This is a genomic window from Arthrospira sp. PCC 8006 (assembly GCF_046480465.1).
Lineage (GTDB): Bacteria > Cyanobacteriota > Cyanobacteriia > Cyanobacteriales > Microcoleaceae > Limnospira > Limnospira platensis.
Genome location: NZ_PKGG01000374.1, coordinates 1 through 2,944, shown reverse-complemented (window position 1 = coordinate 2,944; position 2,944 = coordinate 1). Strand labels below are relative to the sequence as shown.

General features: G+C 43.0%; 3 protein-coding genes and 1 pseudogene. 1 reads left to right on the top strand and 3 read right to left on the bottom strand.

Translation table 11 applies throughout. The features are described from left to right. Positions 1-764, top strand: a pseudogene (locus tag B9T16_RS27505) (hypothetical protein); the annotation flags it as partial. 219 nt (positions 765-983) lie between these two features. On the opposite strand, the gene B9T16_RS27500 reads toward B9T16_RS27505, so the two are convergent. From B9T16_RS27500 to B9T16_RS27490, 3 genes are all read right to left on the bottom strand, one after another. Next, positions 984-1,331, bottom strand: coding sequence for an FHA domain-containing protein (locus B9T16_RS27500; RefSeq protein WP_410246270.1), 348 nt, complete (start codon positions 1,329-1,331; stop codon positions 984-986). A 380-nt stretch (positions 1,332-1,711) separates the two neighbouring features. After that, on the bottom strand, positions 1,712-2,413 hold the full coding sequence (locus B9T16_RS27495; RefSeq protein WP_410246269.1) for a PRC-barrel domain-containing protein: 702 nt from the start codon (positions 2,411-2,413) through the stop codon (positions 1,712-1,714). A 98-nt stretch (positions 2,414-2,511) separates the two neighbouring features. Then, on the bottom strand, positions 2,512-2,944 hold a 433-nt coding region (locus B9T16_RS27490), incomplete at its 5' end, for an FHA domain-containing protein (RefSeq protein ID WP_410246268.1).

Below are 2,944 nucleotides of genomic sequence, written 5' to 3'. Positions count from 1 at the left end.
GGGTGCAGTGGTCGTTACCGGAGTTGTTTTTTTATGAACGCAAGATTCATCAAAATTACCTCGATAGTCGTGAGGAATATAAAAGGGCGAATCGGGATATTAAAACGATAGAGGAGACGATTCGGACTTTTCCGCCGAATATTGCGACGACTGTGCCGCCGGATTTGTCGGAGGACGAGTTAAGGTCATTAAAGCAGGAAATTAAGAATTTGTTGGATTTATCGTTGCGCTATTCTCAACGAATGCGGAGTTTGGTCACGTTCGAGAATACGATCGCCATCAACCGGCAAAATTATCTCAATACTCTGACACGCATGGAGATAAAAAGTCAAAGTGATTTGACCGGGTGGCGGAATAAGGCGAATCAGATTTTTGGGATGTTTCAGGGACAAATAAAAGCGGATTTGATTTATCTGCAACAAGGGGAAAGACTGCTAGATACGGCTATTAATACGATTCGCGGTTTGGTGGAAATTGACCAAGCAGAACGCGATCGCGCCCTAGAACATCAAATCCAAGCGGCTGGGTGGGGAATTGCGGTGGGGGCGATCGTAGCTTCGACTTCGGGGCTGATTTTTCAGGAGAAAATGACCTTTCCCTGGGAAGCTAATCGAGGTGATAATGTGCATCCTTTTACTATTGCTGTGGTGCTGAGTTTCGGTGCCGCTGTGGTGGCATGGTTGGGCGCTAAATGCTGGATTAAGTGCAGTAAAAAAAGGCGATCGCCCTCCCCTGGGGTAAACAAGCGAAGCCAACAGCCGTGAGGGTGACTCCAGCAGACAGGAGATAACGACAATCGCCGTCATGATCAGAGCCATTAAGGATAATTGATATTAGGGCGATCGTGCCGGGTGTCCGGAGGATGTATCGCCATCAGTAGTCTAGTGGCTTATTTAGCCTTCAAAGCTGCCAAATATGGGATTAAAAAAAGGCGATCCGGATCGTGATTTCACTAGATTAAAGCTACTTAATTTCCTGAATGTTTAATCATCATCATCAAACTCGATCCGGGTAGTATGACCTGGGTCGGATTCGGTGATATCATTGGCTGCTAAGTCTTCTAAATCTGGGATATCTAATTGCTTATTTAGGTGAATATCATTAACAAGTTTTAAGCGAATTAAAAGCCTCGGTCCAGTGTGTCCTAAGCGCACCACCATACCATCTACAATTCGCCTCTTGTTAACCATCTGATTATTAACATAAGTGCCATTAGCACCAAAATTCACTAATTCCCATCCAGATGTTTTATTCCACAATTCCAGATGATGTCTTGAAACCACGGCACTACCAATAATAACATCATTATCTTTCGAGCGACCAATACGCAAGATTGGTTTATCCTCAAAAGTCCAACGATGTAGAGGAACAGGTCGGCTAGAATGAAGCAGGATGAGAGTAATCACACCAAAATTTAAGAGGCCAAAAATATACAACAAAGTCCTGAAAGATAGATAACCAACCTACAAGTTATAGCTATTTTTGGCAATGTATACCAAGTTGTAAGCTTGTGATAAGATGTGCGGTAAATTACTACAATCAGACAGTTTGAACCATTGAATAAGCAGGTGCAAAAAAAATCACATTCAGACATAAAAACTGATTTTATGGGAGCGGAAAGTTTCAGTTTTATGATATGGTCATTGTCCGTCATTTTTCCCACCTACTTAGTCATCTAATTTAGCCATTATGGCTGGCTATAATCATTATTTTAGGGATTTTCGGCATCAGCAGTGTCGGATGATTTAGTATCCTCCTTGTCTAAGTTGTTCTCAGCACTATCCGATGAGGATTTCCCCAACTCTTGGGCATATTTTTTTAAGCCTTCCAGGTCGCTGAGAGTCTGTTCAAAATCGTACTGTAAAAATCCCGCCGCCTGACGAATTTTTTGATCCAAGCCTTCTGTATACTGGGGAGGATTTTCAACCATTGATTCCGACACAATTACTCGCTTACTACCCGCGCTGGTCATGGCTGATGCTGGCATAATATAGATCCCCTGTAAAATGCCTCGCAAACCACCATCAGTTTTGAACAAGTAATTAGTCACTGTACCTGTATCATTTTTAATTAGATAGTCAACCAGAACCCCGACTTTTTTACCAGCATCTGTCCAGACTTCATGACCCATGCTAGAATCCGCATTTTCTGGCAATAAAAACTCATCCTCATCGGTGGATTTATTCACCAAAACAGCATCGACCCCAATAGTATCAATTTGTTGCCAACTAAATGCCCGTTTTTTGCCTCCTACTGGTAACATGCCTGACTTGGTGGTGAAGCCTATCACTTGGTTGGAGTTCAGATCGACTGCAATTTCTTCGATGTCGCCTAATTTTTCTACAGTTTGGCGATCGAGGACTAGCCGACCGATTAGGTCACTACGTTTGATGATTCCTTTCTTAGTGTTCATAGCAAATTTTTTCCTTGATAGGTGCTATTAATTGTAACATAATTGTTGACAAAGCACAGCTAATATGTTAATTAGGTGGCTGGCGGCTGGGTCAGGTTTTAGGACAACTGAAAAATAAACGACACCATATCCCCTTTACCTAAAGCAATACGATCGCCTGGTCGCAAGCGATGACGGTTTCCTTTTGGCAGAGGAATATTGTTAATATATGTTCCGTTAGAACTACCCACGTCCTCAATATAATAGGCATCTCCTTCTGGGCGAATATTAGCATGAGTTCGGGAAACAATTTCCGCATTAGCAAATCCAGAAACATCTATATCCGGGGGTACTAAATCATTAGGTTTGCCAATATGAATCACGGGTAAGTTGTGGGGGATTTCCAGCAGGGTTTGACTTTGAACATGAACCAATTTAGCGGTTTGTTGCTGGAGTTGGGTCGCGGGAGTTCCCACATTAGCCACTGCTGGGGGAGAGGGGAATATGGGGTCTGGTTGTGGTGGGACTGTTGACTGAGTTGGGGGTTGTACT

Bases quoted from the DNA above. Each gene is read 5' to 3' on its own strand.
- B9T16_RS27495 (WP_410246269.1), bottom strand. From the start codon at position 2,413: ATGAACACTAAGAAAGGAATCATCAAACGTAGTGACCTAATCGGTCGG.